The organism is Paenibacillus sp. FSL P4-0081, from assembly GCF_000758565.1.
In the GTDB taxonomy this organism is placed as follows: domain Bacteria; phylum Bacillota; class Bacilli; order Paenibacillales; family Paenibacillaceae; genus Paenibacillus_AQ; species Paenibacillus_AQ phytohabitans.
Genome location: NZ_CP009280.1, coordinates 5,838,372 through 5,860,004, shown reverse-complemented (window position 1 = coordinate 5,860,004; position 21,633 = coordinate 5,838,372). Strand labels below are relative to the sequence as shown.

The window sequence follows — 21,633 nt, the reverse complement described above, 5'->3', positions numbered from 1 at the left end:
TACAAATATCGAAAGAAGAGAAAAGGAGAGCACGAATAATACATACAAAGTCCTACGGAGTGACATTGACTTTCTAGCGGCAGCGCTGGCTCAATCCAAAGTATCTGTCTGGTCCGAGGAGATCCGTACTCTATTCGCGACTTCATGGAGTATGGCGGAGTAGTAAAGGGACACACGTCGCAATTCAATAAGATAGCCGCTGCCCGTTTTGTTCGGCAATTTGAATTTAGAGCATACATAAAGTAGCCCATCGACCTAAGCGGGCCGGAGGGCTTTTTTTCATAAATTACATCCACATATTTCCTCAATAACCCTTAAGTGTATTGTAAATTACTGTCGAAAAACAGACTGTTTGTTCGCCTTTATATAGTGTAGGCTTGATGTATACATATTAAAGGAGATGGATTTTGTGAAACAATGGAAGAGTATAGCATCAAAACTAATATTGGTTATCTTTACAGGAATACTGTTTTTCACAGTACAAACTAGTACATACGCTGCAGCTGTAGGTGACCAACTTACTTCTCCTGAAGCTGGTTGGAAAAGGTATGATGATACACATGCAGGGCTTAAGTATACGGGGAGTTGGTATACTGCAACAGGTACAAGTTATTATAACGGAAGTGCAAAAGTAACTACCAAGGCCGCTGATAACAACTACGTCTCATTTTCGTTTTATGGAACTGAACTTAGACTTATTGCTGACCGCAATACAGATCGACACTCTGACAATACTATCACTATAGATGGTGTAACCGAGACTTTTACTGAATATAGCACCACTAGCACCAAACAGGTGCTAGTTTACGAAAAAACCGGTTTACCCCTTGGAGCTCACACTGTTAATGTTACAGTAGGGCACAATCGTATCAATTTTATTGTGGATGCTATTGATATAGATGATACAGGTTATTTAATCAATACTAACTTATCGTCTCCATTAGACCTTTCTGCGGCGGCAGCAATCGAGAAAATTGATCTCAGTTGGACTGCAGTCACAAATGCAACGAGTTATAATGTTAAAAGATCGACAACAACGGGTGGGCTCTATGAAACAATTGCTTCTAACGTAACGAATGCTACTTATACTGATATTAACGTTACCAGTGATGTTAAATATTATTATGTAGTAACCGCAGTGAATGCAGCGGGCGAAAGCATCAGTTCGAATGAAACATCGGCTATACCACTGGCAGCTACAGTACCCGATAATGGGCGTGCAATCCTAACAATTTATCTTAACAACGGAACCGAAAAAGAATACGATCTGTCCATGACCGAAGTGAATGCCTTTATAGACTGGTATGACCAAAAAGATGCAGGTGTGGGCACGGCCAAATATGCTTTCATCAAAGCTTGGAATAAAGGGCCGTTTATTAAACGCACAGAGTATGTAGTATTTGATAAGATCCTAACCTTCAACGTAGATGAATACGCAGCAGAAGAATAAAACAGTATGACAAAACAAACCCACCAGGCTTAACACTCGGTGGGTTTGTTTGTCATCCTATATCCTCAAGCAATTCCTTAGAATTATTCCGTACATTCCCCACAGCCGAAGGGACTTTATAAGCCCGCATTTTCGCTGCATCGTAAGGCTTCAGCAGTTTTAATAAGGACTCGACATCGTCATTGTCTCTCCCCAGCCAATCAGCTTCATCCTCAGGACGCAAGATCACGGGCATGCGGTCATGAATATCCTCCATCAAACTGTTCGGGGTAGTGGTGATGATGGTGCAGGTACTTAGTTTCTTTCCCTCCGGATCTTCCCAGGTGTCATACAATCCGGCGAAGGAGAAGAGGCTGCCATCACTCATGAGGATCCGATAGGGCTGCTTGCTGGTCCCGTCCTTCTTCCACTCATAAAATCCATCAGCCGGAATGATACAGCGCTTGGTTTTAAGCAGCCGTTTAAAGGCAGGCTTATCGGCCACTGTCTCCGCGCGTGCATTGATCATCTTACTGCCGATCTTCTCATCCTTGGCCCAAAACGGTACCAGCCCCCAACGTAGTTCCCCCAAGCGTTTCCCCGCGTCACTGGCAATTACCGCTGGAACATTATGCATAGGAGCTACATTATAATTGGGTTTCAGCGTAGCTATTTTGCTGTCATCGATTAAGTAGTGCGCAATTAGTTCTTCCAGGGTGACCGTAATGGTAAAGCGTCCACACATATAATCAACCTCCTCATCCAATTATAGCGCTTGGCTTCTATGGATAGAGGAGGTAAGTGTTGGATTGATTATTCAGTTGCAATTATGCCAGCTGACTTCACCTTAATATTGCGTGTTGCCCGACTGGCTGGTTTTACCTGAGGCAAAGCCCTTAAACAAGGTGGGCACATTGTGATAGCGGGTGTTGGTGATTTTTGCGGCGCTGCTGCTGCTGTCTGTACGGAAGATGGAATCTTTGGCATTCGAGATGTCAGAGCTGTCCAGTGTGAAGTTCACGGCGTAGGAGGTTCCGCCGTTCTGGCGGGCCAGCTTGCCGATGTCGTCTGCTCTGAAGTTCTTAATGTTGATTGTGCCCGCAGCGTTTGCCTGGAACACTTTATCGTAAGCTTTATATGCACCTCCGCCCGTAATATTGACTGTACCGGAGGCTTTCAGCGTCAATGCATCCTCGCCCACATCCTGCCAGGTTACATTAGAGATTGTAGCGTTTCCATAACAGTGCACCCCGTCTGCGCCGGGAGCACCGATAATTACATTTTTGAGTGTAGCATTCTTCTCCAGCCGGAAGATTGGCTTCTGGTTCTCTGCCTGGCTTCCATCTCCAAGTGTACTGGCATTGGCGACATAAGTCTGGCCATTGCCGTTAAAGGTCTCTCCTGCTGGAACAACAATCGTTGTACTGACAACAATTGGCGTTGCAGCGGATACCTTGGCCGGACTGGCAACATAGAACGAAGACAACATGACAACCGACAGGAGTAAGCCCACAACCTTTTTCAATAATATTCCGCCCTTCAACTGTAGAGTATAGATCCGGCGAACCGGTATCTTGCAGGTGTCCTGACCAGATGTGCACCTCTGCCCGCACCCGATATATAGGATATTCGGAACACGTGTGCATAGAACAAATTAGTTCTACTGAGATCAATTACCATATTTCCGACACAATTTGGAGGGAGCTGCAAGCTCAGTTATAGTGTATAACAATAGTAGAATGGAGGAGATTACATTGAGGCAGGAAGAACTTATCCACGAGATTATGAACAATAATATGACAAGAGAGAAAGAAGAGAAAGTAAGAAAGTATAAGATTCTGAATACATATGCCAAGAAAGGACAGACCGTAATGGCCGGCTCCTCACTGATGGAGTATTTTCCGGTTAATGAATTACAGCAGACGCTGGAGAAGCAGACGATTATTTACAACCGCGGAATTGCAGGCTATGTAACCAGTGAGCTGTTAAATTCCCTGGAGGAATGTATTGTTGAGTTGGAGCCTTCTAAGCTGTTCATTAATATTGGCACCAATGACATCAGCTCAGCAGACGGCGAATATCAAGTCGGGCATCTGCTTGCGAACTATAATGAGATTCTGACGAAGATCGGAGCTAGGCTGCCGGAATGCAAGGTGTATGTCATGGCGTACTATCCGGTGAATGCTAAGGCTGATTTCAGCGGAGTGGATCAAGAGATGAAGGCGGGAATGTTCAGCACCAGAACAAATGCCGCGTTACGCGAAGCCAATGCCGAAGTGGAGAAGCTAGCAGCGCAGCATGGATATGCGTTCATTAATGTGAATGAAGGGTTGACGGATGAGGAAGGGAATCTGAAGGAAGATTACACGATGGATGGGATTCATATGTATGCGAATGGTTACGCGGTGGTCCTTAATAATCTAAAAGAATATCTATAAGCGTAGGATAGAATGCAAAGCAGCGGTCCTCTGGAGCAGGAGAGCCGCTGTTCAGTTATACCACTGCCCTTAGATCAGTTCCCCTCTCCGCTTCAAATACACATACAGCACAATTCCCGACACGGAGCAGACCGCAGCGCATAACCCGATGAAGCCATAGCCCGCCTGCAGGCCGCGCAGCAGACCAAGCTCGCTTGAACGGCCATAGACCGTCTTAACGAGTTCAATCACCCAGCCGATAATATAGTTCCCGATAACACTGCCGAGACCCATCAGCGTGACTACAAAAGTAATCGCAGTATCACTCCCGTTAGGATAGCGGCGGGCAATAAAGGCCATGACGGTAGGGTAGATGATCGCGATCCCTGCGCCGGACAAGGCGAACAGAAAAGCCAGGCTTTCCCCGCCGGCCAGCGCTACAAAGGTACAACCTGCCGAGAGCATTGAGAAAATAATCAGCGAGAGCACGAAGCCGATCCGGTCTGTCAGTGGTCCGATAACGAGTCTTCCCAGCGAGAACAGGAGGAAGAAGGCGGACAGCATGCCGGAGGCCTTTACGGTATCCCAGGCGTAAGCTTTTTCCAGAAAATTAACCAGCCAGCCGCCAACGGCGAGCTCGGAGACAACCCCGAAGGACAGGATCATTACCATCATCCAGAGCGCAGGATCGCGCATCAAGGTCTTGAAGGAAGTGCGGTCCTCATGCGGCAGATCATCCCCGGGAAACGTACTGCGCAGCGCCGACACAATCGGCAGCAGGCAGAGCGACAGCATCACCAGATACATCCCCCGCCAGTCCAGCATATGTCCAAACACACTCAGCGACATAACCCCGGTGGCCAGCAGCGGCGCTATAGTCGAACTCAGCCCATAGAAGAAGTGGGATAAATTCATCATCATCCCCGTGTTTTTTACAAAAATACGTGCTCCCAGAATCGCCAGGCCAATCTCCAGCATCCCGTTGCCGATGTACATCAGGAAGTAGGAGGAAGCGAATAGAGGGTAGGTATGCGACAGGAAAATCAGTACTCCGGAGAGAACCATTGAACCAAATGAAATAATGCTGACCGCCTTGATGCCCCATTTGCGGACGAGAATAGCAGTGAACGAGCAGGCGATCAGGTAGCCCAGCGCATTCAGCGAGAGCAGTGTACCCAGCTGTCCTTCATCCAGGTTGAAAGCGAGCTGAATCCGCGGGATTGCGGGTCCTTTAATATTTTCCGAGATTCCGAAGACGACAAAGCCCAGAAAAATGGTTACGAGCTGCATAATATAGATAGTGTTACGTTTGCCAGCAGAGTTGCGTGCTTGAGCCTTCAAAGTGATGCCTCCTGAATGATGATAAAATAATATAATATTTGGCTTACTTCCGTTCCACCAGCTGGAACCGGTAGGTCAGGCTTTCCATGGTTGTTGTAATCAGTCCTGCCATGTATTCCCGGCGGGTATCATTCTGGATGATCAGCTCTGGCATATGCTCAGGCGGAATAATCTCCCGGCACCCGCTGCGCAGATCCTCCAGCATCTCTGGGGATATATTGTCACCGGTGACGACGATCGTAGCAGGGTTAATGATGCTGATAATGGATACCAGTGCATGTATAGCCAGCTTGCCGGAATCTCCGCCCTTCTTCAGCAGCTGCAGCTGCTGCTCCCTCGGAATGCCATAAGGCAGGTAAGACACTTCTCCGCTGAAGAAGCTGTTCCCGTTAAGCAATCGTCCGTTCACCATAAAGCCGGCTCCCGGGAAATGGTTCTTGGAGAAGGCCAGCACGGCAAAATGGCTCTCCGCATCCGGAAACAGCCGCTGATACAAGCCGTAAACCGTCAGATTCATATCGTTCTCGATAATAATCTCAACCTCTTCATAGCGCTCCTTCAGCAGAATGCCAAGGGGCTGATCTGCGAGCGCCGGAACATCACAGATTCCAATCCGGTCCTGCTGGACTACACCGGGAATGCCGATGCCGACCGCCTGAACATTGGGGTGTACCTCAATAATCTGATCCAGCCAGTCCGTGAGGGTGTCTATGGTAATTTGCTCATGCACCTTATCCGTTTGCTCCATGATCTCACCATTCAGATTCGCCAGCGCATAGCTAATGGATTGAATCCCGCCCTCCGAACGCACGATCATACAGATCATGAGGGAATAATTGGCGTTGAACTGATATTTCCGTGCCGGTCTGCCTCCGCTGGATTCCTCCCACCCAAGCTCCAGAATCTCCCCGGTCTGAACCAGTTCATTGAGAATGGTGCCGCAGGTAGCTACACTCAGCCGGGTCTGCCCGGCGATGGAGGCTTTGGTGCCTGTGCCGGATGTGCGGAGTATATTTTTAACCAGTTCCACGTTTATTTTCTTCACCAGCTGTGTGTTATGAGACGGATTTACCATAGCGCAACCTTCCTCCCGGATGATTATAATCCTATTATTAAAAGAGTTGTAATAAGTGTATTGTAGTGACTTCCCGGCAAATAAGCAAGCGATGATTAGCAGAACTGCAACCGCAGCATTAACACATGATCAACGAAGCTCGCTTGGTGTCCGCTGCTTGACCTGTTTAAATACACGGTTGAAGGTGCGGATGTTGGAGAAACCGCATTCCAGCGCGATATCGAGTATGCTTGTGTCTGTATTCAGCAGCAGCCGTTCGGCCTGATTGACCCGGATACTATTGAGGTACGAAATGTAACTCATGCCCGAGATGCTTTTGAAGAAGCGGGAGAAATAGAACAGGCTCATGTTGGCGTGATTGGCGGCGTCGGCAAGGGTGATGGGATGCATGTAATTGACGTCAAGGTATTCCAGAACCTCCTGCATGATCTTCATATTCGTAATGCGCCGTTTATCCTTATGAGGATTGACTAATCCCAGCGGCATATGCCGCAGAATCAATGCGCACAGCTCGTGCAAAAGGCCGGTCATCAGCTGCTCGTGATGCGGAGGCTTCAGAAGATGCTCCTGCAGCAGCTCCTGCATAATCGCGGACAGACGCCGGTTAATGACCTCATCCTCCGGTGTAGACGGCCGGTTCTCCCGGAAAGGGGAGGTGAGCCGCAGATTCAGGGGCCAGCCTGCAGGGAAGCCGATCAGCGCCGGGTTAAAGATGACAAGAATAAGCTTCGATGTGTTGTCCTTGCTGTCATAGTAGTGAATATCTCCGCTGCTGCATACGGCCAGATCGCCTGCCTGAAGCACCCGTGTTTCAGAGTTGATCCCCATCCGGATCGAGCCTTCCAGTACATAGATGATCTCCAGATCATTATGCCAGTGGGCCAGGAAATCTATATTGTGACTCACAAATGCAGTGAAGGGAAAAGCTGTTCCATACGTTCTGTTCTCGTGAAAAGCTCTCATGATATCTCCTGTTCTGATCTTCGCTATTTAAATCTAAACATAGCAAAAAATGACCATCCATACAAGCAAAATGGCGAGCATCCGCCACCGGTTTGGATTACAATTTCTTCAGGGTATAGACGTGCTATTCAATCCAAAACAAATTAGATTTCAGGATAAAAAGGAGAACTTGATATGGCGAAGAAGGCATTGATTGTAAAAGGCGGATGGGATGGTCATGAACCGAATGAGGTTGCGGCGATTTTTGCCGGCATTCTGGAGGCTGAAGGGTTCGAGGTAGAGGTGTCGGATACGCTGGACAGCTTCAACAATGCCGAGGCGCTTAAGGAATTAAGCCTGATTGTGCCGGTATGGACAATGGGTGAAATTGCGGGTGAACAGGTGTCAGCGGTGCTGGCGGCTGTGGCTTCCGGGGTAGGCATTGCCGGTTGTCACGGCGGGATGTGCGACTCCTTCCGTAACAATACAGAATGGCAATTTTTGACCGGGTCACAGTGGGTGGCGCATCCCTTCAACGACGGAGTGGATTATGAAGTGAACATCGTAAGATCCGGCTCCAGCCCGATTGTGGAAGGCATCCCGGATTTCAAGGTGAAGTCCGAGCAGTATTATCTGCATGTAGATCCGGCGGTAGATGTACTGGCTACTACGACTTTTGTGCTGAGCGAAGGCGACCATTCGGCGAACGGTGTGATCACCATGCCGGTTGTTTATACGAAACGCTGGGGCCAGGGCAAGGTATTCTATAATTCGCTTGGACATCATGCGGATGTCTTCGATATTCCGGAAGCCAAGGAACTGATGCGTAAAGGCTTCATCTGGGCAGCAAAATAAACCGAGACAAGGTGGGACTCATTGTGCATAAAGTGAAGGTAGGCATCGTCGGCTGCGGGAATATCAGCGGCATTTATTTTGAGAATTTGACCGGAACCTTTGTGGATACGGAGGTCTACGCCTGTGCCGATCTGGACCCTGAGCGGGCCGCGCAGGCAGCGGAGAAATATGGAGTTCCTCATGTATGGACGACAGAGGAATTGCTGGCTTCGGAAGAAATAGAGATTGTCGTGAATCTGACAACGCCTAATTTCCACTTCGATGTCTGTAAGCAGGCTCTGCTGGCCGGCAAGCATGTGTACGTGGAGAAGCCGCTGTCACTAACGCTAGAGAATGGAACCGAGCTTGTTAAGCTGGCAAAAGAAAAGAATCTGTTCGTCGGCTGCGCGCCGGACACCTTCCTCGGAGGCGGCCTGCAAACCTGCGCCAAGCTGATTGCGGACGGCTATATCGGAGAGCCGGTTGCCGCAACCGCCTTCATGCTCTGCCATGGTCACGAGAGCTGGCATCCGGACCCTGAGTTCTACTATCAGGCGGGCGGCGGACCGATGTTTGATATGGGGCCGTATTATCTTACGGCGCTGGTATCCTTGCTCGGCCCGGCGAAGACGGTATGCGGGATCACCAAAACCTCATTCGCCACGCGGACGATCACCAGTGAGAAGAAGTTCGGCAAGGTGGTTGATGTCGAAGTCCCTACACATGTGGCCGGAACCATCGAGTTCGCGAGCGGTGCCGTGGCTACGATGATTACGAGCTTCGATGTCTGGCACAGCACGCTGCCGCGGATCGAAATCTACGGCTCGCTCGGCACACTGATCGTACCCGACCCGAACACCTTCGGCGGGCCGGTCCTGCTGCGGCCGGCGCACAGCACGGAATTCCAGGAGATTCCGCTGATCTACAATTATGCCGGGAACAGCCGCGGCATTGGCGTAGCGGATATGGCCCGCTGCATCGGGACAGGAGACACCCCGCGCGCGAACGGTGAGCTGGCGAATCATGTGCTCGAGATCATGCATGCGTTCCACACCAGCTCAGACACTAAGCGCTATGCGGAGCTGGCAACCAGCTGCGAGCAGCCGAAGCTGCTGCCGCTGGGTTTGGTTAAGGGTTATTTGGAGTAGTTAAGGTAGCTTGTATAGTCAAAAAACGGCGATCTGTCCCCGGGTTATGGGGATGAATCGCCGTTTTCGTGCGTGGCTCAGCTACCCTGGTATGTACCTTGTCGCGCCAGCCGTCCGACTAACCTGCTCTGTACCTTATCGCGCGCGCCTCCGATGCTGACCAATCGTAATAAGTGGAAAAACGACGTTTATTTTCTCATCCAATATTAGAAATAGGATAATAAGTGGAAAAAGTACAATTAATTCTGCCGAATCTACCTTTCACTAGAGAAATGGAGTAATTAGATGCTCTTTATCCACTTATTGTTTATAGTCTGTTTGATTATTGGAATTTAGATGTACATTTTCCACTTAATTAATATTGGACTAGAGACAAACTTATCAAAATGAGCCACAACTGCGATATATGTACAATTTCCCGCTGCAGATTGCTCACGCACCCTTGCTTTAACCCAATATTACTGTTACTTATGCATAACGAGAGACTCTCTGGAGTGACGCGGCCAATTAGTGTTAAAGATACTATTCAGTAACTATCACCGCTATTAGTGCAGTTCCCGCTACACTTTCAATATCATCGCAATCACGGCTATTGCCGCTACATTCCCCCTTATACCTTTCCCCCTGTCTTAATATCATTTATCTGTACTACGCAAACATCTGTCTTACGCACACCGCATACGGCACACCGCACACCGTTAACGGATAAGCGCTATTGACAACCTGTATATACAGGTTTAAACTGTGTGAAGTGTTTGACCTTGTATATACAAGTTTAATGATTGAAATACAGCAATTCTTTTGGAGGTGCTTAATTTGACCCAGTCCCGGTATTCAGAATGGTGGCGCCGGTCCACAGTGTATCAGGTGTACCCGAAGAGCTTCAAGGACACGACAGGCAATGGAACGGGAGATATAAAAGGCCTTACTGAGAAATTGGATTATTTGCAGGAGCTTGGGATTGATATCGTCTGGCTGCAGCCGGTCTATGTCTCGCCCCAATATGATAACGGTTACGATGTTGCGGATTATGAGAATATTAACCCTGATTTTGGCACGATGGAGGATTTCGATGAGCTGATAGAGGAGCTGCACCGGCGCGGCATGAAGCTGATGACCGATATCGTAGTCAATCATACCTCGACGGAGCATGAATGGTTCAAACAGTCGATTTCAGGCAAGGACAACCCGTATCGTAATTATTATATCTGGAAGGACCCGGCACTAGACGGCGGCGTGCCGAATAACTGGCAATCGAAGTTCGGGGGGCCTGCCTGGCAGTTCGATGAAGCTTCAGGACAATATTATCTTACCTTGTTCGACAAGACTCAGGCCGATCTGAATTGGGAGAATGCGGAGGTCCGCAGAGCGGTCAGCGATATGATGCTGTTCTGGGCACGCAAGGGTGTGGACGGGTTCCGGATGGATGTCATTAATTTAATTTCCAAGGACCAGCAGTTCCCTAATGATGACGGGAGTGTACCGCCAGGGGATGGACGGAAGTTCTATACAGACGGACCACGGGTTCATGAATACATCAAAGACATGTATGAAGAGGTATTCGGCCCGTTTGAGATGGTGACGGTCGGGGAGATGTCCTCCACTACCCTTGCACATTGTATCCGCTACTCGAACCCTGAAGAGCGGGAGTTCTCCATGACCTTCAATTTCCACCATCTGAAGGTGGATTATCCGGGCGGACGGAAGTGGGAGCTGATGCCCTATGATTTCGAGGCATTGAAACGGCTGTTCAGTGAGTGGCAGACCGGAATGCAGCAGGGCGGAGGCTGGAACGCTTTATTCTTCAACAATCATGATCAGCCGCGGGCGCTCTCCAGATTCACCGATGATGATGTCTACCGCGAAGAAAGCGCGAAACTCCTGGCTACAACGCTGCATGGACTTCAAGGAACACCATATGTCTATCAGGGCGAGGAGATCGGCATGCCGAATCCGAAGTGGAAGGGCATCGAAGAATTCCGCGATATTGAGTCCCTGAACATGTACCGCATTCTGCAGGAACAGGGCAAGAGCCCGGAAGCGGCCCTCAGCATCCTGCAGGAACGTTCGCGCGACAATTCCCGTACGCCGATGCAGTGGGATGACAGTCCGAATGCCGGATTCACCAGCAGTACGCCCTGGCTTAAGGTCGACGAGCGGTACCCGGACATTAATGTGCAAAAAGAACTGGAGCGGCCGGATTCGATCCTCCATCATTACCGCACGCTGATTGCGCTGCGCAAAGAGCATGCTGTATTTATCGACGGTGTATTCCGCAGATTGGATGAAGGTCATCCCGAGGTGTTCGCTTATGCCCGGACAGGGATAGGGGAGACCCTTGTTGTGGTCTCGAACTTCAGCAGTAAGGAGATTAGCTTCCGGTTCGCGGACAAGCATTGGGCAGACTTAAGCCAAGCGGGTAAGGACAAGCTTCTAACCGGTAATACAGCCGATGCACCTGCATTAACACAAGAGCTTCAGCTGAGTCCTTATGCTTCCTATATGTGGTTAACAACATCTAATACTTAAGGAGTGATGATATGGCTATTGACCGCAAGAATGTAGAGGATATTGTACGGGCGGTTGGGGGCAAGGAGAATATTGAGGTCGCGACGCATTGCGTAACCCGGCTAAGATTCTCGCTCTATGACGAGAGCAAGGTCGATTCAGCAGCGCTGGACGCCAATGACCTTGTCAAAGGACAATTTTCCAGCCAGGGCCAGTTCCAGATCGTAATTGGTCCGGGAACCGTTGATAAAGTGTATGACGAAATGATTCAGCTGACCGGCGGTGCCCGTTCTTCCAAGGATGAGGTGAAATCGGCAGCAGCCCGTAAGCAGAATCCTCTGCAGCGGGCGATTAAGACGCTGGCCGATATCTTTATTCCGATCCTTCCGGCCATTGTAACCGCAGGTTTGCTGCTCGGGATCAATAATATACTGACAGGCCCGGGTATCTTCTTCAGCCAGTCGCTGGTCGATGTCTATCCGCAGTGGAAAGATATAGCAGCGATTATCAATACGATTGCCAGCACAGCCTTCACGTTCTTACCGGCCCTGATCGGCTGGGCGGCAGTGACCCGGTTCGGCGGCAGTCCGCTGCTCGGGATTGTGCTCGGACTTATTCTCGTTCATCCGGATTTATTAAGTGCCTACGGTTATGCCAGTGCTTCTACGGAAGGAACGGTTCCAACCTGGAATTTGTTTGGCTGGCATCTGGAGAAAATCGGTTATCAGGGACAGGTATTGCCGGTGCTGGTCTCGGCCTATATTCTGGCCGGTATTGAGAAGTTCCTGAACAAGAGGGTACATGACTCGATTAAACTGCTGGTTGTTGCGCCAGTGACTCTGCTGATTACAGGTTTCCTGGCGTTCACAATCATCGGACCGGTTACCTTCGGCATTGCCAATGCGATCACTTCCGGACTGGTCTATGTGTTCGATCATTTCGCGATTCTAGGCGGCTTAATCTATGGCGGATTCTACGCGCTATTGGTCATCACAGGGATGCATCATACCTTCCTGGCGGTTGACGTTCAGCTTATCGGAAGTGAAGGCGGCACGTTCCTCTGGCCGATGCTCGCTCTCTCCAACATTGCACAGGGGGCAGCGGCACTGGCGATGATGTTCGTCATCAAAGAACAGAAGACGAAGGGACTTGCGGTGACGTCTTCGATCTCTGCCTTCCTCGGAGTCACGGAACCGGCGATCTTCGGGGTCAATATCCGCTACCGCTATCCGTTCATCTTCGGGATGATCGGCTCTGCACTGGGCGGGGTTCTGCTCACGATTAACCAGGTCCGCGCCTCTTCCATTGGCGTTGGCGGGGTTCCCGGCTTCCTGTCCATCTTCCCGAACCAGTGGGGCGTATTCTTCGTGGGTATGGCGATTGTGCTGATCGTGCCGTTTGTGGCTACTGTGCTGTATGGCCGTGCCGTCGTCAGCCGTGCCGAGAAGAGTTCAGTTGTAGCCGCAGGCGCAACAGCAGCCGGAACAACAACGGTCAGCCCTCCGGCCGTACAAGATGAACTCAGCAGCCGCCAGTCCGTTCAAGGCTCACAGGAGCCGGTGAACATACTGGAGCTGGCTGCACCGCTCAGCGGTACGGCAGTACCGCTTGCGCAGGTACCCGATCCTGCTTTTGCCGAGGGGCAGATGGGTCAGGGGGTTGCAATTGAACCCTCCGAAGGGAAAGTATATGCACCGTTTGATGCGACAGTCGCCCATGTAATCAAGAGCAAACATGCGCTTATTCTGGAGCATGCCAGCGGCGTGCAGGTACTTATTCACGTAGGGATAAATACGGTGTCGCTCAAGGGCAGCGGGTTCACCCAGCTTAAGAATATTGGCGATAAGGTGAAAGCCGGCGAGCTTCTGCTGGAATTCGATATGGATGCTATCCGTGCAGCCGGTTACCCGGTGATTACCCCAATCATCATTCCTGCGGGGCAGGAGATGGTGGAGAAGATTGAGGAGAAGACGGGACCAGTGGCGGCAAAGCAGACCAGTATTTTGACTATTCATCTTAAGGGTTGATCCGGCCCGCCCCCGAATTGAATCCATGCGTCCAGAGCCACGGCGTGATACAATATAGGGCGGTGATCTATAATGAGAGAAAATATATATTTGCAAATCTATAAAGAATACAGTAGCCAGATCCATTCCGGCCAGCTGCTGCCGGGGACCAAGCTGCCTTCTGAAAGTGAGCTGGCCGAGGCGTACTGCACTTCGCGGGAAACGGTGCGCAAAGCGCTGAATCTGCTGTTTCGTGAGGGTTATATTCACAAAATCAAAGGCAGAGGCTCGTTTGTGCTGGATATGACCCGGATGGATTTTCCCGTTACCGGCCTGATCTCGTTCAAGGAAATGGCAGGTACTCTCGGTGCTCCCTCACGGACACTGGTAGAGGAAACGGTGATGGAGCCGGCCGGCTCTGCGCTGGCCAGACAGCTGCAGGTTCCGGAGGATACCCCGGTATGGAAGGTGATCCGCGCCAGAGAGATTGAAGAAGAACGGATCATTCTGGACAAGGATTATTTCCGGGCGGATATTGTGCCGTTCTTAAGCGCAGAGATCGCGGCAGGCTCTATCTATGAATATCTGGAAGTGGAGCTGGGGCTGAAAATCAGTTATGCGAAGAAGCTGATATCCGTTGAGCCTGCAACGGAGGAGGATCACCGCCTGCTTGATCTGAAGAAATATACACATATTGTCGTAGTGCGGAACTATGTGTATCTGGAGAATACGGTGCTGTTCCAATATACCGAATCCAGACACCGGCTGGATAAGTTTCAGTTCGTGGATTTTGCCAGACGGGTGCGGCGGTAATATGTCTGAAACGAGCGCCTAGGTAATTAACGGCAACGTAAAGAAAAACACATTGCCGTCCCCCGGCAAGGTGTGAACTCCGATGTCCCCGCCATGTGCTTCAATAATGTATTTGCAGATGGCAAGCCCCAGGCCGGCTCCCCCCCATTGGCTGGAGCGTGATTTATCCCCGCGGTAGAACCGCTCAAAGAGATGGGGCAAGTGCTCGGGTGCGATTTCTGTACCGTTATCACTCACACTAACCTTCAGCCGCTTCCCGGTATGGGAAGCGGCTATAGTTATATGTGCCTCTTCACCAGCGTATTTGATGGCATTGCCGACTAAGTTGTTAAATACCTGCGTGAGGCGGACCGCGTCTGCCCGCACCCTTCCAGCCGGAAAGGGACGGACCACAGTTAATCTGGCCCTGGCTTCAGTAAATTCATATTCCAGCGGCCGCACGATGGACTCCAGCAGAAGATCGCATTCGATCTCTTCGTAGTTCATTTGCAGCTGCCCCGACTCCAGCTCCGAGAAACGGAACAAATCCTCAATCAGATCGTTTAGCTTGTCTGTCTTGTCCCGGATGATCGATAAATAACGCTCGAATTTGACCTTATCCTGTGCGACGCCATCCTGCAGACCTTCCACATATCCCCTGATGGAGGAAAGAGGGGTCCGGAGATCATGAGAGATGCTCGCTATGAGTTCATTGCGTGCTTGTTCATAAGCGTCCTGGTTCACCTTGGATTCCAGCAGACGGGTTCTCATTAGCTCGAACACAGTGCTGAACCTGCCCATTTCGTCATTGGCCCGGTATGTGATCGGGCAATCCATGTTGCCCTGCACAATCTGTTCAGCCGCGAGTGTAAGCTCCCGGAGAGGCAGCAGAATTTTGCGGGTTATCGTTCGGGTCATCCAAATTGTACAGCAGATCAGCGGGAGCACCAATAGGACCACAGGAATCATTTCATTATAAAATTTATCTGCGGATGAGCTGGTATTGCTTCCGGTGCCGACTGCTACAGAGCAAACGAGAAGCAGCGGAAGCAGGATAATGATAACCATCGAAGTAACCATCGTAAAGCGGAGGCCCGGCTTCTTCATTTAGTTCCCCCCGTAAAATTTATAGCCTATACCCCGAACGGTAAGAATGTACCGGGGATTGGCCGGATCTAATTCGATTTTTTCCCGTATCTTTTTGACATGCACTGTTACCGTATTCAGATCCCCGTATTCGTGTATTCCCCAGGCACTCCCGAAGATCTGTTCACGGGTAAACACCTGATTGGGATGGATCGCGAGGAAGCGGAGTACCTCGAATTCCCGCGCTGAGAAATGAACGGTCTCCTTGCGTACCCGGACCTCATAGGCTTTGAGATCAAGCTCCAGGCCGGGATATACGACTGTACTTTGTTGTTTTGAAGGTAAGGTTAATCCGTTGAAACGCCTCAGCTGAGCCTTAACCCTGGCCACAATTTCACCTGGACTGAAGGGCTTTACCACATAATCATCCGCTCCCAGACCTAGCCCCAGGATTTTGTCGGAATCCCGTTTTTTTGCGCTGAGCATAATGATGGGAACATCGGACTCCGTACGTATCCTGCGGCATACCTCCATTCCATCAAGCAGCGGCAGCATAATATCAAGGACTACCAGCTGCGGATGAAACTGTCCGAAAGCCCGGAGCGCTTCTTCACCGTCAGGGCAGATGATCACCTCATACCGCTCGATCTCCAAATAATCCTTGATCAGCTCGGCGATCTCCAGCTCATCTTCGACAATCATAATCCGTTCACTTGCCATAGTAAGGACACACCCGTTTTTTGTAGGATATAGTTCTATATAAGACGTACTTATGGTTTGAACTTGAAGCTTAGTCGTCACTGCGGTGAACATTTGGACTTCCGGCCGTTGTTGTCACCAGATTTCTTGATCTAATCCGCTGTTCGCGGTTGAAATCCGTTGACAAAGGCGGTCGCTACCGCTCCTACAGTTCCAAATTTCCCCTCCGCTTCTTTCGCTTTTTGTTTATATCTTTAGTGCATCTTATATAGTGACCATCATATATGATTTGGATATTTCCGTAAATCAGGACGTTTCAAAACCGATCATGGAGAATAAAATCAATACTGCGCCAGCAACAATGATCAACAGATAGAGAATACGTTTTTTCATAGTCAGGTCTCCTTGGATTTAATTTATTGATTATTTAATTTCCATGTTCCGGAAGCTCATGATCCCCACCCAGGCAAATACGAGAATGGTTGCAATGGGAATCGAAATTAAGAGAGTAAGCTGATACGTTGTCGGCTGTGGGATGGTGATATCCATCACAAGCTTAAATACGGAATGCTCATAAAATTCTCTGTACACGGCCCATTTGCCGCTCAGCCACTCTGAGAGGGTGTCGAAGAATAGCATTACCAGCAGCACCGCGCCAATCGTTACGCCGCTTATTGTTGTTGTGACAGCGAACACGGCAACCATGGAGGCAAAGGCAGCTGCATATAGTATCGTGAAGGCAAGTGTACGAAATAAATATAGGGCGGCAGGAATTTCCGGGAGGCTTCCGAAGCCATTCAGCAAACTGCCGGCTATCACACATATGACAGGGACGATTAAAGACAAAATGATGATTCCGATAGAATAGGCCGTCAGCTTGGCAGTATAAATCTGTCTGCGGCTGTACCCCGAAGCAACCGAGATTTTCATAATCCCAAGGCCATGCTCACCCGAGAGAAAGAAGCCTCCCACTACGGCTAAAGAGATTTTAAGCACAAGCATATTCACTTGTACACCTTGGCCGAACCCTGATATCCCGCTGAAAACCTTCTGACCTGAGCCCATAAAATGGATAACTCCGGATAAGATGACCGCCACGAAGATAAAAGTGAAACAGAGAATCCGGAACGAGGGCTCTTTGTATAATTTGTACAGCTCAGACCGTAACAGATTTGCCATTTGCCGCCCCTCCAATCAGCTTGGTATAATACCGTTCCAGCTTTTCGCCCTTCGGCATGAACTGCTGGACTTCCAGACCTGCTGCAAACAGCTTAGCCGAGAGCGCGCCGGGAGGGCCGAACGGTTCATACAAGCGGATGATACCATCAGCATCTAGTTCATATTCCGTTGTCTGCCATTCTTCTTGTATAATTCCTATGGCCTTCTCTGGTGAATCTACCTTGATGTGCAGGTATTGCCTGCACTTGGCCTGAAGCTCGCTTACAGACAATTGCTCCAGCATTCGCCCGTTGTGAATAATCCCGTAATCCGTTGCCAGCAAATGCAGCTCACTCAGAATATGGCTGGAAATCAGAATGCTGATGCCCTTGTCCCTATTTAAATGAAGCAATAATTCTCTTAATTCAACAACCCCCACAGGATCGAGTCCGTTGGTAGGTTCGTCAAGAATAAGCAGCTCAGGGTTGCCGAGCAGTGAAACCGCCAGACCCAGCCGCTGCTTCATACCCAATGAGAAGTTGGCAGCGATTTTGCTGCCGGCCTGCTCCAGTCCTACCAGTGCTAAGGTTTGGCGGATCTGCGTTTTGTCACGGATACCCTTTTGCAGCCGGAATACCTCCAGGTTCTCTGCGGCTGATAGATGAGGGAAAAGGGCGGGTGTCTCAATAGTCGTGCCAATCCTTTTTCTCGCCTGCACAAGCTGTGCGCCTTCCTTATATCCGAATAATTCGATTTGGCCTGAGGTTGGCCTGGACAGTCCTGCCGCTATCCGCATAAGAGTTGATTTTCCGGCGCCGTTCTGGCCTATGAACCCATAGATGCTGCCCCGGCGTATCGACAGGTCGACACGGTCCAGTGCTGGGTGATGCTTGTAATGCTTGGATAATTGGTGTGCCTGTAGCACATATTCGCTCATGCGTTCTCCCACCTCATTAGATTTCTATGTACTTAAAGTGTCTGCCGGCTTTCTCTCATTCTAGCGGCCCGTTATAAACGTTCACCCAGTCTAATCTGAACAGGCCATAAAGATTTCATTAACATTTGATAAACATTCCGCAAAAAATGACCAATCCTTCAAGTAAAATGGCGAGCAGCGGCTCTTTGTTTAAATTACAATTTCAGTAGGATGGCAATTCTCATAATTTTCGGGGTAAGTCCTTTATTCTGCGTATGGGAAAAAATAATATCGGCTTGTAGAATGGTACTGAGGATTGTAAACGCTTGCGCACAATTTCAGGGAGGCTATTATGCACTCAATAAATGTCAGGAACCCCGTGATCTCCGGCTACTATCCAGATCCAAGTGTAGTCCGCGTAAATGATGATTACTATTTGATTAACAGCTCTTTTGAGTATTTTCCCGGCGTCCCTATCTTCCATAGCAAGGATCTGATTCACTGGACGCCGATAGGACATGTATTGACCCGGAAGTCCCAGGTGGACCTGCGGACAAGCGGCAGCTCTGACGGTATATATGCCGCTACGATACGCCATCATGCAGGCCGCTTTTATATGATTACTACGGATGTGAGGGGAATCGGTAATTTCTTCGTGACAGCGGACAAGCCGGAAGGTCCCTGGTCGGAGCCGGTCCTGCTGCCTTATGGGGGGATTGATCCGTCCCTGTTCTTCGATGAGGATGGGCGCGCTTACGTGACTGTGCAGAATGGAGCCGGCTATGAATCCCATATTATCCAGTACGAGATTCATCCGGAGTCCGGTGAAGTGCTGTCTGAGCCTGTGGAGATCTGGCGGGGGGATGAGGGACCATGGGTAGAAGGGCCGCATCTGTATAAAATCAAAGGCGTCTACTACCTGATGACGGCATCGGGCGGCACCGCCCGGGATCACCGGGAGATCATTGCCCGCAGCAGCAACCCTTACGGGCCGTTTGAGGATAAGCCTGAACCTATACTGACCCACCGCGGGCTGAAGGAGCATCCGGTTCAATGCCTGGGCCATGCGGATCTGGTAGAGGATACGTCCGGGAAGTGGTGGGCGGTCTTTCTGGGCATGCGTCCGGTGGAAGGTAAATACTCTCCGCTGGGCCGAGAGACCTTCCTGGCTCCGGTGACCTGGACGGAAGAAGGCTGGCCGGTGATTGACAACAATGAAGGAACCGTAGTCTCCGCTGAAAATTCCAGTCCGGATGACATTGCTCAGCGTATGGAGCTGAGCGGAGGCTTCGGCCCGGAATGGGCTTTTCTGCGCAGCTATGAGGAGGAACGGTATTCCTGGACAGAGCGCGATGGCAAGCTTGCCGTCCGGGGGAATGCCTACACGCTGGATGATGAGGCGCCGGCAGTGTTGGCCTGTATCCGCCAGAAGCATCACCGGATGGAGATAGGCGTAAGTCTGGATTTTGATCCCGCGAAGGATGGGGAGTATGCCGGACTGGCCGCCCGCCTGAACAACCGGGGATACATCTTCTGGGGACTCGCCAGCCGGAGTGGCAGACGGGTTATGGAGCTTACCGTCAAGGACGGGGACCAGAAGCAGATATATCATTACCCGGCGGGGAGCACCGGAGAGGTACGGCTCCGCCTCCGTTCGGACGGAGAGGTCTATACCTGCTCGTATTCTGAGGATGGCATCTCCTGGCATGACGCAGAGCAGAAGGTACATGTATCCGTCCTGTCACCTGAGGTGAACGGCGGATTCACCGGTGTCTGCCTGGGACTTCACGCCTCGGGAGAGGGTGCGGATGCTGCGGCTCCGGGTTATTTTGCAGAATTCTATTACACAAATACAAAAGGAGATGTCTTATGACACATTTGCCGAAACCTAATGAACCGCTCGTTACCCACATCTATACTGCGGACCCGTCCGCCCATGTCTATGAAGGGAAAATCTACATTTATCCTTCCCATGACCTGGATCACGATGGACCGGATAATGATAACGGGGACCAGTATGCAATGGAAGACTATCATATTCTGTCACTGGATAACTTTGATTCGCCGGTAGTGGATCACGGCCAGGCGCTCCATCTGGATCAGATCCCCTGGGCCTCCAAGCAGCTCTGGGCTCCGGATGCAGCCTATAAGAATAATACCTATTATCTGTTCTTCCCGGCCCGTGATCACGACGGAATATTCCGGATTGGTGTGGCAACCTCTGCTTCACCGGCAGGCCCGTTTGACCCGCAGCCCGATTACATCGCTGGCAGCTATAGTATTGATCCGGCTGTATTGGTGGATGACGATAACCAGGCTTATATCTATTTCGGCGGTCTTTGGGGAGGGCAGCTGGAGAAATGGCAGACTGGCACATTCGTGGCGGATGCGGAAGGGCCTGCTCTGGATGCGCCGGCGATTGGGCCGCGAGTGGCTCTGCTGAGCGAAGATATGCTGTCTTTTCAGGAGCAGCCTGCAGAGATCTCAATTGTGGATGAAGAGGGCAACCCGATTCTTGCCGGTGATGAGCAGCGGAGATACTTCGAAGGACCCTGGGTCCACAAGTACAACGGGTATTATTATCTCTCTTACTCGACAGGAACACAGCACACGCTGGTGTATGCCGTCAGCCGGAATCCGCAGGGTCCCTTTACCTTCAAGGGCGAGATTCTCTCTCCGGTCATTGGCTGGACCACCCATCATTCGATTGTTCAATTCGAGGACAAGTGGTATCTGTTCTATCACGACAGCTCGTTATCAGGCGGCGTGAACCATAAGCGCAGCGTGAAATATACCGAGCTTGAGTATAATGAAGACGGAACAATTCAGAAGATTGATCCATACCCGGCTTCTGCTGAATCAGCGGAGTAATCCGCAGGCTCAGCAGCTTGCAGTACAGCAGCCTGTATGACAGCAGCCTGACAGCAGAACAAACGGCAGCTTCCCCGCGGAGGCTGCTTTTTTGCTGTATGTAGACTGAATAATCCGGCAATGTGAACCGCACGTTAGCACGTTAGAATAAGCCCGGACAAGCTGCCGATTCACGTGATCGAGATAAGGAGGCTCTACTGATTTCTTACAGCGGATTCGTGCCGGCAGCGCTGAGGTTCTTAAGTTCACATCGTATTCGCGTTAATGTTGTACGTAGTACAACTTCGATAGCTGAAAATCCGCGTGTTTGGCAGGATTGTTGTACGAAATACAGCAATTATCCTGCTAAACCGTCTGGAGGCAGTGAAATGATGCCTTTTGTACAACAATTTCGGATTTGTGCCGGGATAG

18 protein-coding genes are annotated in these 21,633 nt (G+C 50.3%); 9 read left to right on the top strand and 9 right to left on the bottom strand.

The genetic code is table 11. The annotated features are described in order from the left end of the window. Nucleotides 1-409 precede the first annotated feature (409 nt). Nucleotides 410-1,450 carry a fibronectin type III domain-containing protein gene (locus P40081_RS25105; RefSeq protein ID WP_052421987.1) on the top strand — a complete coding sequence of 347 codons (1,041 nt, stop codon included), beginning with the start codon at nucleotides 410-412 and terminating at the stop codon, nucleotides 1,448-1,450. Nucleotides 1,451-1,502: 52 nt separating this feature from the next. Here P40081_RS25105 and P40081_RS25100 read toward each other — a convergent pair whose 3' ends face one another. Continuing rightward, nucleotides 1,503-2,174, bottom strand: a complete 672-nt coding sequence (locus P40081_RS25100; RefSeq protein ID WP_042138951.1) for an SOS response-associated peptidase — start codon at nucleotides 2,172-2,174, stop codon at nucleotides 1,503-1,505. A 102-nt stretch (nucleotides 2,175-2,276) separates the two neighbouring features. Continuing rightward, on the bottom strand, nucleotides 2,277-2,918 hold the full coding sequence (locus P40081_RS25095; RefSeq protein ID WP_197074405.1) for a pectate lyase: 642 nt from the start codon (nucleotides 2,916-2,918) through the stop codon (nucleotides 2,277-2,279). 265 nt (nucleotides 2,919-3,183) lie between these two features. On the opposite strand from P40081_RS25095, the gene P40081_RS25090 reads away from it, so the two are divergent. Then, entirely contained in the window at nucleotides 3,184-3,867 is a 684-nt protein-coding gene (locus tag P40081_RS25090; RefSeq protein ID WP_197074264.1) for a GDSL-type esterase/lipase family protein, read from the top strand. A 69-nt stretch (nucleotides 3,868-3,936) separates the two neighbouring features. Here P40081_RS25090 and P40081_RS25085 read toward each other — a convergent pair whose 3' ends face one another. The 3 genes from P40081_RS25085 to P40081_RS25075 form a co-directional block, all read right to left on the bottom strand. After that, nucleotides 3,937-5,136 (bottom strand): MFS transporter, encoded by a 1,200-nt coding sequence (locus P40081_RS25085; protein WP_042141428.1) that lies wholly within the window; start codon nucleotides 5,134-5,136, stop codon nucleotides 3,937-3,939. 94 nt (nucleotides 5,137-5,230) lie between these two features. Then, the gene (locus P40081_RS25080) at nucleotides 5,231-6,262 is read right to left on the bottom strand and encodes an ROK family protein (RefSeq protein ID WP_042138950.1); all 1,032 of its coding nucleotides are present in this window, start codon (nucleotides 6,260-6,262) and stop codon (nucleotides 5,231-5,233) included. 129 nt (nucleotides 6,263-6,391) lie between these two features. Next, nucleotides 6,392-7,225, bottom strand: a complete 834-nt coding sequence (locus P40081_RS25075) for a helix-turn-helix transcriptional regulator (protein WP_042138949.1) — start codon at nucleotides 7,223-7,225, stop codon at nucleotides 6,392-6,394. A 174-nt stretch (nucleotides 7,226-7,399) separates the two neighbouring features. Between P40081_RS25075 and P40081_RS25070 the strand changes: the two genes are divergently transcribed. The 5 genes from P40081_RS25070 (at nucleotide 7,400) to treR (ending at nucleotide 14,513) form a co-directional block, all read left to right on the top strand. Continuing rightward, nucleotides 7,400-8,059 (top strand): ThuA domain-containing protein, encoded by a 660-nt coding sequence (locus P40081_RS25070; protein WP_042138948.1) that lies wholly within the window; start codon nucleotides 7,400-7,402, stop codon nucleotides 8,057-8,059. Between the two features lie 23 nt (nucleotides 8,060-8,082). Beyond that, nucleotides 8,083-9,186: a Gfo/Idh/MocA family protein gene (locus P40081_RS25065; protein ID WP_042138947.1), complete on the top strand. Its 1,104-nt coding sequence runs from the start codon at nucleotides 8,083-8,085 to the stop codon at nucleotides 9,184-9,186. 816 nt (nucleotides 9,187-10,002) lie between these two features. Then, a complete protein-coding gene (treC, locus tag P40081_RS25060; RefSeq protein ID WP_442950217.1) occupies nucleotides 10,003-11,715 on the top strand; it encodes an alpha,alpha-phosphotrehalase in 1,713 nt (570 codons plus the stop codon). An 11-nt stretch (nucleotides 11,716-11,726) separates the two neighbouring features. Continuing rightward, nucleotides 11,727-13,721 carry a PTS system trehalose-specific EIIBC component gene (gene treP / locus P40081_RS25055; protein WP_042138945.1) on the top strand — a complete coding sequence of 665 codons (1,995 nt, stop codon included), beginning with the start codon at nucleotides 11,727-11,729 and terminating at the stop codon, nucleotides 13,719-13,721. A 72-nt stretch (nucleotides 13,722-13,793) separates the two neighbouring features. Continuing rightward, complete coding sequence (treR, locus tag P40081_RS25050) at nucleotides 13,794-14,513, top strand: trehalose operon repressor (RefSeq protein WP_042138944.1); 720 nt, start codon at nucleotides 13,794-13,796, stop codon at nucleotides 14,511-14,513. Between the two features lie 18 nt (nucleotides 14,514-14,531). Here the strand turns inward: treR and P40081_RS25045 are convergent, their stop codons facing one another. The 4 genes from P40081_RS25045 to P40081_RS25030 all read right to left on the bottom strand — a co-directional run bounded on the left by P40081_RS25045 (nucleotide 14,532) and on the right by P40081_RS25030 (nucleotide 18,372). Further along, nucleotides 14,532-15,599 carry a sensor histidine kinase gene (locus P40081_RS25045; RefSeq protein WP_052421985.1) on the bottom strand — a complete coding sequence of 356 codons (1,068 nt, stop codon included), beginning with the start codon at nucleotides 15,597-15,599 and terminating at the stop codon, nucleotides 14,532-14,534. Beyond that, nucleotides 15,600-16,298, bottom strand: coding sequence for a response regulator transcription factor (locus tag P40081_RS25040; RefSeq protein WP_039302528.1), 699 nt, complete (start codon nucleotides 16,296-16,298; stop codon nucleotides 15,600-15,602). Between the two features lie 402 nt (nucleotides 16,299-16,700). Next, nucleotides 16,701-17,456, bottom strand: coding sequence for an ABC transporter permease (locus tag P40081_RS25035; protein ID WP_042138943.1), 756 nt, complete (start codon nucleotides 17,454-17,456; stop codon nucleotides 16,701-16,703). Continuing rightward, nucleotides 17,434-18,372 carry an ATP-binding cassette domain-containing protein gene (locus tag P40081_RS25030; protein ID WP_042138942.1) on the bottom strand — a complete coding sequence of 313 codons (939 nt, stop codon included), beginning with the start codon at nucleotides 18,370-18,372 and terminating at the stop codon, nucleotides 17,434-17,436. Before P40081_RS25030 ends, P40081_RS25035 begins: the two co-directional genes overlap by 23 nt. Nucleotides 18,373-18,703: 331 nt before the next feature. Between P40081_RS25030 and P40081_RS25025 the strand changes: the two genes are divergently transcribed. Together P40081_RS25025 and P40081_RS25020 are read left to right on the top strand one after the other, a co-directional pair. Further along, nucleotides 18,704-20,224, top strand: coding sequence for a glycoside hydrolase family 43 protein (locus tag P40081_RS25025; protein WP_042138941.1), 1,521 nt, complete (start codon nucleotides 18,704-18,706; stop codon nucleotides 20,222-20,224). After that, the gene (locus tag P40081_RS25020) at nucleotides 20,221-21,222 is read left to right on the top strand and encodes a glycoside hydrolase family 43 protein (RefSeq protein WP_042138940.1); all 1,002 of its coding nucleotides are present in this window, start codon (nucleotides 20,221-20,223) and stop codon (nucleotides 21,220-21,222) included. Before P40081_RS25025 ends, P40081_RS25020 begins: the two co-directional genes overlap by 4 nt. Nucleotides 21,223-21,633 lie beyond the last annotated feature (411 nt).